Raw genomic sequence first — 7307 nt, forward strand, 5'->3', positions numbered from 1 at the left:
CCTTTTCGTGCATCCGAAAAGGGACCCGCCGCGCGGGGGCGGACACCCCGCATCCCCTGCCGCCGGAAGGCGGCATCCTCTTTCAAAAAGGTAAGATGCTGCACCGCTGCATATCTCTAATGGAAGCTGCGGGCAAGGTTGCCGAGGAGCAGCCCCCACCCGTCGACAAGGACGAACATCATGATTTTGAAGGGCAGTGAGATCATCGAAGGCGGCAGCATGACCATACCCATCGACATCAGGGTGCTTGAGACCACCATGTCGATGATAAGGAACGGGAGGAAGATCAAAAAACCGATCAGGAACGCGCGTTTGAGCTCGCTCGTGATGAACGCCGGGACGACGATCTCGAAGCTGAGGTCGGTCAGGTCCTCCGGGACGGTGATCCGCTCTTCCTCCGGGCGGCGCTCGTTGGCGATCGTGAGGAACATAGCCGCGTCATCGGTGTAGATCTGGCGCACCATGAACTCCTTGAGCGGGCGCGCCCCCCGTTCGACCGCCTCGGTACGGGTGATCTCCCCGCGGCTGTAGGGCTGGTAAGCCTGGTCGTTGATCTGGCTGAACACCGGGTACATGATAAAGAGGGTTAAAAAGAGCGCAAGCCCAATCAGAACCTGGTTGGGCGGAGACTGCTGGGTTCCCATCGCATTGCGCAGGAACGAGAGCACAATGATGATCCGGGTGAAGCTGGTCATCATGATGAGCAGAGAAGGCGCAAGCGCGATCAAAACCAGCGTAAAAAGCATCTCGAGGATACCGAAGGAACTTCCGGCCCCATCGCCGCTGCCAAGGTCGAGGGTGACCATCGGCGCAGCGAACGCATGCAGAGAAAGACAGGCCACAGCCAGCACCAGCGTTACCAGGGCAGAAATCCCGAACCGCCGGAGCTGTTTTTTGAGGACCTTTCTGTTTTCGTTGACCTTATCCATCCGGTTTTTCCTTCTTCCCCCTAAACTTCCCCCCCTGCCGCCGCACCGCCTCAAAGAGCGACGCAAAATCGGCCGGGGTGGGTTCCGGCTGCCCGCCGCTTTCCGGGAACGCATCCGCGTCCAGCTCGGCAAGCAGGGTGAGCTGCTGCGGCGCCGACCCAACCAGGAACACCCGGCCCCCGGCCCGCACCAGGACCAGCGCGCGGTCCGGCCCGAGCGCAACCCGCTCGACCACCCGCAGCCTGCCGCTGCCCGCGCCCGCACCGGCTGAAAACCGCCTGCCCACAAAACGCGTACAGGCCCACGCCGCCACGACCACCAGCAGGAACATCAGCAGGCCGCCGAACACTGTCAGGACAGAGGCGGCGCCCTGCGCAGAATCGGACGGCATCAGCCGAGGATTTTCGAGACGGTCTGGAGGATGCGGTCGGGCTTAAACGGCTTGACGATGAAGTCGAGCGCGCCGAGCTGGATTGCCTGCACGACCATCGCTTCCTGGCCCATGGCCGAGCACATGACCACCTTGGCGGCCGGGTTGTTGGCCTTGATCTCCTGAAGGGCCTGGATGCCGTCCTTGTTGGGCATGGTGATGTCCATGATTACGAGGTCGGGGTTCTCTTTCGCGAAGGTGTCGACCGCCTGCTGACCATCCCCCGCCTCGACCAGGTTGGTGTAGCCCGCTTTGGTCAGACAGTTTTTAATCGTCATTCGCATAAATGCAGCGTCGTCCACAAGCATGATTTTCTTATCCATTTTCTAAATTCTCTCCTTCTAAAGCTGTTCTGAAAGTAAGCATTGAGATTCTTCCTATATCTGATCCGCTGAAAAGCGGGGTTCTCCGGGGTTTTGCCGGGCGCGCTCCGCGCCCGGTGGGTCAGCTGATGCCCGCCTTGAGGCTTTCCATCAGCTCTTTGGTGCCGACGATCTCGGTGATGCGCACGCCGAAGTTGTCGCCGATCACCACCACATCGCCGCGCGCAAGCAGCCTGCCGTTGACCACGATGTCCACCGGCGCGCCTGCCTGCTTGTTCAGCTCGATGACGGTCCCCTGCCCAAAGTCGATGATATCTTTGATCTTGCGCTTGGTCTGCCCGATCTCAACCGAGACATCCAGCGAAACCCCCATCAAAAGGTCCATGTTGGAATTGGAGGCGGGGTTGTCGGTCTGCTGGACGCCGAACGCCGGGAACTGGGTGTTCTGCACGTTGAGCGGCTGTTTCAGCACCTGGTTGGGCAGCGCGGCGGCCTCGGGGGGCATCCCGTAGCCGTAGGGCGGGTAAGGATAGCCCGGGTAGGCCGGATAGCCATAGGGCGGCATCTGCGGATAGGCCGGATAGCCGGGCGCAGGCTGCTGCTGGTAGCCGGACATATCCGGCTGGGGCGGATAACCGGGCGCGGGCTGCTGCGGAGGGTAGCCCGGGGCCTGCTGCGGGTAGCCGGGTGCAGGCTGCTGGGGTGGATACCCCGGCGCGGGCTGCTGTGCCGCGGCAGGCTGCTGGGGCGGATAGCCGGGCGCGGGCTGCTGCGCTGCGGCAGGCTGCTGGGGCGGATACCCCGGCGCAGGCTGCTGCTGCGGAGGATAGCCCATCGGAGGTGCAGCCGGTTCGGGCTGCGGTGCTGCCGGCGCCGGTGCTGCCGCCGCGTTGGAAGGCAGCATCTCAACCTGCGCGATCTCCTGTTCCTGCTGGCCCGAAACCGAGGTTACGATGTCCTTGACCAGCTCGCAGCTCATGATGCTGCTGAAATCGCTGTCCATGACCCCCTCAATCGAGATATGGAACGAGATCGAGACGATCTCGGAGCCTTCGTCGGCGCCGAGCGACTGATAATAGTTTTCGTCCGAATCAATGACCGACGCAACCGGCGTGGAGATATTGACCACCTTGCTCAAAAACTCGGAAAGCGCGGTAGCCGCAGCGCCCATCATCTGGTTCATGACCTCACAGGCCGCGCTCATGCTCAGTTCATCAAAGACAAAGTCGTCGGTCGGCTCCTCTTCGTTGCCCATCAGCAGGTTCAGGATGATCTGCATATCCCGCTGCCGGAAAATCATTACGTTATTGCCCGAGATGCCCTCGACATACTCGATCTTGACCAGCATGGCAGGCTCGAGCGCCGCGTAATCCAGGCTGCGGAAGGTGCGCATCTCAACCGTGGGGGTTGAGATGATGACCTGACGGTCGAGCAGGCTGGAAATCGCTGTTGCTGAAGAACCCATGCTGATATTCAGGATTTCGCCGATCGCGTCTATCTCCCAGTCCTCAAGAAGGACGCTTGTCTGTGCTTCACCCATTGGTTTCCCTCATTTCCTCGTTTCTCTCATCTCGCTGCCGACCAGCCCGGCGTCCTCCCCGTCCTCTTCCGGGTCCTCCCCGGGCAGGGCCGGTTCCTCAACCGGGTTTATGCAGCGGTTTAACTTGATGGCCTTTTTGTCGTCCAGCTCACCGAGCTTTGCGGTGAACCAGGGCACCCCGCCAAGCGTGATATCGACATCGTCGTCGATCCGCTTGTTCAGCGGTATGACATCCATCGGCTGGAGCTGCATGATCTCCCAGAGCTTGAGTTCCAGCCGGTCGAAAGTCGCCTGAATCTTCATATCCGTGTTGCAGACGCCCTGAAGGAGGATCTCCTTCTTGATCCGCTCGTGATCCGGGTCGAGCCTGCGGTTATTTGTGCGGGTATACCTGACGCTGAACTTGTCAATGACCTCTTCGAGGCTCTCCGCGGGGATACAGATCGTCATGGGCGCGGTCATGTCGCCGATCTTGACGTTGAGCATCACGATAACGATGATCTCTTCCGGCGCGATTACCTGCAAGAGACGGGCGTTGGTCTCCACGCTGGTGAGCCTGGCGGTACAATCGATGCTGTTGCGCCAGGCGTCCTGCAGCTTCACCACGACCTTGCCGAGCACGTTCTCCAGAATCGCAAGCTCGATCTCGGTATAGTCGCGGGTGAGGTTGTGAAGCTCGCCCGAGCCGCCGAGCAGCCGGTCGATCAGATAAAAGCCGATCCCCGAATCCACATTCATGATGAGGATGCTGTCGCTGTAGTGCTCGCCCTCCGGCTTGAAGTTGATCAGCCCGAAAAGCGAAGTGTCCGGCAGCGAGTTGTTATACTCATAATAGCGCTGCTCCTCGATCTGCATGACCTGCACGTCGCAGACGTTGCGCAGCATGCCTGAAAGCTGGGAGGAAAGCAGGCGGCCGAACGTTTCGTGGATGCTGTCGAGCGCCTTGAGCTGTTCCTTGGTAAACTTTTTCGGGGAGTTGAAATCGTACTCCTTGACCTTCTGCGTCTCCTCTTCGACTACTTCCTCTCCGGAGCTCATCTTGGCAAGCAGCGCGTCAATTTGTGCTTGTGATAGTTGCTCTGCCATAAGCTAATCATCCAGCTCCTTCATTCTGTAGTCTCCCCATCCGGGGGAGCGGGGGGTTCCGGGCTGACCCCGATCCCGCCCGGCTCTGCCTCCGGGCTGGTCTCCGGCGTATTATCCGGGGCTGCCGCGATCAGGTCGTCGGCATCCAGCCCGGCGTCCAGCGCGGTCTGCTGCGCGAGCGCCTCAAACGCATCCTGTGGGACGAGGATCTCGTCTGCGGAAGCCGAGGAGGGGAACGCGCCTGGGTCAAACAGCCCGACCAGCTCCTGATACATCGGGTCGTCCGGGCTGAGCGCCGCGTTCTTGCTCACAATCACCATATCCACGCGGCGGTTCGCCTCGCGGCCCTCGGTGGTATCGTTGCTCTCGACCGGGTAGTTTTTGCCGTAGCCGATCGGGCGCATGATCGTCGGCTCCACCTCGCCGTTTTCCTCGAAGTAGATCGCAATCTCGCTGGCGCGCTCGGAAGAGAGCTTCCAGTCGGAAACCGCGTACCACTCCGCATTGGCGACCGAGGCGGTATGGCCGTTGATGTTGATGGTCATGATCTCATCCTGGACCGAATGCAGGCAGTCGCCGAGGAAATCGAGCACCGGGAATGCCGCCTGCCGGATATTCGAGCTGTCCGGGTCAAAGAAGAGGTTGTTTTTGAAACGGATGTAAACGGTGTTTTTGCCCTTGCTCACCTGCACCGATTCGCTCAGCCCGTTTTCCTCGGCGTAGCTTTTCATATATTCATAAAGCTCGTCGAAGCTCGCGGGCAGCTCGAGGTCGGTCCGGGGCATCGAATCGCTCTGCGCGGGGGTGGATTCCCCCATCGGGTTCGCCAGCTCATCGCCCTTGTCCTCAAGCGCGTCAATAACGACCTGCATCGTCTTGTCGCCCGGGTTGGCAAACGCCTTGACGAAGTTTTCCCACTTCTCGGCGTTGATGGTTGACATACTGAACAGCAGTACGAAGAAGCAGAGCAGAAGGGTCACAAGGTCGGAATAGGTATTCATCCATTCCGAAGTATTCGGCTCTTCACGCTGCTTTTTGGCCATGATCGCTCACCTGCCTTTTCCAAGTTTTCAAACCGGCATCCACAGGACCTGTCCACACGGTATCAGGCTGCTGTGCATACGGGGATGGGTGGTTTATTTTTTCTTGCCCTTCTTCTTGCCGCCCTCTTCTCCGCCGCCTCCGCCGGAGGAAGCGCCCTCCATCTTGGAAGCGAGGTAGCCGGGGATCAGCTGGGTGAGCTTTTCCTGGATAAACTTCGGGTTGTTTCCCGCCTGGATCGCCTGCACGCCCTCGGCCACGATCATCTTGCAGAGGTACTCCTCCTCATGCCGGACCTTGAGCTTGTTCGAGATCGGCAGGAACATCATGTTTGCGAGGATGGAACCGTAGAAGGTGGTAACCAGCGCGACCGCCATTGCCGGCGCAACCGCGCTCGGGTCGTCGAGCTGCTTCAGGAGGTTGATCAGGCCCATCAGGGTACCGATCATACCGTAAGCCGGGCCGTAGGAGGCCGCCTTGTCGTAGAACCCGCGGTCCTGCGCGTGGCGCTCGTCCAGATAATCCAGCTCGGTTTCGAGCAGGGTCTTCACCTTTTCGGGGTCAACCGCGTCGACCACCAGCATCATGCTGTTTTTCAGGAAGGTGTCGCTGGTCTCCTCGAGCTTGGTTTCGAGCGAGAGCAGGCCGTTGATACGCGCTTCGGTTGCCAGATCGACAATCTGCATAATGTATTCCTGCGGGATATACTTTTTGGGCATCAGGCAGATTTTGATGTGTTTGGGGATTTTGGTAAAAATCTTGATCGGAAATGAGAGCATCAGCGCCGCGATAACGCCGCCGATAACGATGATAAGGCTCGGTACGTCCAAGAAGTTGCCGAAGTTTCCAAATACGAGGCCTTTGGTTTTATCGAACGCTATTCCGAAGAACAGGACCGCGAACGCAGACAGGGTGCCGATAATTGTCATTAAATCCATAAAGAATTTCCCTTCCTTTCTCTGGCATCCGGGTTACATGCTGATATTATCCCGGTAGATGCGCCTGCGGAATTCGACAGTCTTGTCGATCACTTCCTGCATCGGCTCTTTCACAATATGCAGGCTGCCATTGGTCAGCAGGATAGTGGTGTCCGGGTTTTCGGTAATCGTCTCGATCAGGTCACAGTTGAGGGTGAACCTCTCTCCGCGCAGCTTGGTTAAGACTATCATAAGAATTGCTCCTTCTTTCTTTTCCCATATTTTTACGCTGCCCCTATTGCAGCAATTCCACAGGCAAACAGGCATATCCGCAAACCAATATGTCTGCTTGCCTGCGGGCGGCGGCCACGTTCTGCCGCCGCCTGATGCGGGGGGCCGCCCCCGCGGCGGGTTCTTTTGGTGCAGCACCTTACCTTTTTGATCAGTGTGCCGCAGGCGGCGCTGGATGCGGGGTATCCGCCCCCGCGCGGCGGGTCCCTTTTCGGATGCACGAAAAGGAACCAAAAGTGCATTTAAGGGGCAATGCCCCTTAAAGAACCCCTCTCCCCCAGGCGATGGTGGGAGAGGTACAGCGGTGCAGTACCTTACCTTTTTTGATCAGTGTGCCGCAGGCGGCACCGGGATGCCCGGTCCCGTCCGGGCGGACGGCTTGTTTTTTGCTTGTGCAAAAAGCAAGATAAAAAGCACACATAAGGGGGTTCCCCCTTATGTATCCCCCGGAAGGGTGCCCGCCTTTGGCTGGGCGGAAGGGACACGCATGTCAGTGCCCGCCCCAACCTGTTTTTTGCCCAGGCAGGCCCTCTCACTCGCCCCAGGCCGCGCCGCAAAACCCCACTACACAGTGCCCGACCGGACTGGCGCACAAGGCTTGCCGGGGAGGGGCACACGGGGAGGGGTCGCTGACCCCTAGCCCGTGAGGCGCATCTTGCCCGAGCGTCGCGCGCAAGCGCGCTTCGGGCTGAAAGCCCGAGAAGCGAAGGGCGTTGTTTTGGTCGGGAACCCAAAACAACATGCGCCCGG

8 protein-coding genes are annotated in these 7307 nt (G+C 59.4%); all 8 read right to left on the reverse strand.

Going from position 1 to position 7307, the window contains the following annotated elements; translation table 11 throughout:
* Positions 1-116: 116 nt before the first annotated feature.
* The 8 genes from fliP to C814_RS10825 all read right to left on the reverse strand — a co-directional run bounded on the left by fliP (position 117) and on the right by C814_RS10825 (position 6518).
* Positions 117-929 (reverse strand): flagellar type III secretion system pore protein FliP, encoded by an 813-nt coding sequence (fliP, locus tag C814_RS10795; protein ID WP_016317852.1) that lies wholly within the window; start codon positions 927-929, stop codon positions 117-119.
* Positions 922-1320 (reverse strand): flagellar biosynthetic protein FliO, encoded by a 399-nt coding sequence (gene fliO, locus C814_RS22170; RefSeq protein WP_016317853.1) that lies wholly within the window; start codon positions 1318-1320, stop codon positions 922-924. Before fliO ends, fliP begins: the two co-directional genes overlap by 8 nt.
* The gene (locus C814_RS10800; protein WP_016317854.1) at positions 1320-1682 is read right to left on the reverse strand and encodes a response regulator; all 363 of its coding nucleotides are present in this window, start codon (positions 1680-1682) and stop codon (positions 1320-1322) included. The genes fliO and C814_RS10800 overlap by 1 nt, the downstream gene beginning before the upstream one ends.
* A gap of 121 nt (positions 1683-1803) precedes the next feature.
* A complete protein-coding gene (gene fliN / locus C814_RS10805; RefSeq protein ID WP_016317855.1) occupies positions 1804-3222 on the reverse strand; it encodes a flagellar motor switch protein FliN in 1419 nt (472 codons plus the stop codon).
* Positions 3223-3231: 9 nt separating this feature from the next.
* Entirely contained in the window at positions 3232-4308 is a 1077-nt protein-coding gene (gene fliM / locus C814_RS10810; RefSeq protein ID WP_016317856.1) for a flagellar motor switch protein FliM, read from the reverse strand.
* Between the two features lie 20 nt (positions 4309-4328).
* Positions 4329-5351 carry a flagellar motor protein MotB gene (locus C814_RS10815; protein ID WP_016317857.1) on the reverse strand — a complete coding sequence of 341 codons (1023 nt, stop codon included), beginning with the start codon at positions 5349-5351 and terminating at the stop codon, positions 4329-4331.
* A 93-nt stretch (positions 5352-5444) separates the two neighbouring features.
* A complete protein-coding gene (locus C814_RS10820) occupies positions 5445-6287 on the reverse strand; it encodes a motility protein A (protein WP_016317858.1) in 843 nt (280 codons plus the stop codon).
* Positions 6288-6320: 33 nt separating this feature from the next.
* Positions 6321-6518, reverse strand: a complete 198-nt coding sequence (locus tag C814_RS10825; RefSeq protein ID WP_016317859.1) for a flagellar FlbD family protein — start codon at positions 6516-6518, stop codon at positions 6321-6323.
* Between the last annotated feature and the right edge of the window lie 789 nt (positions 6519-7307).

It is taken from the genome of Anaerotruncus sp. G3(2012) (assembly GCF_000403395.2).
Taxonomy (GTDB): domain Bacteria; phylum Bacillota; class Clostridia; order Oscillospirales; family Ruminococcaceae; genus Anaerotruncus.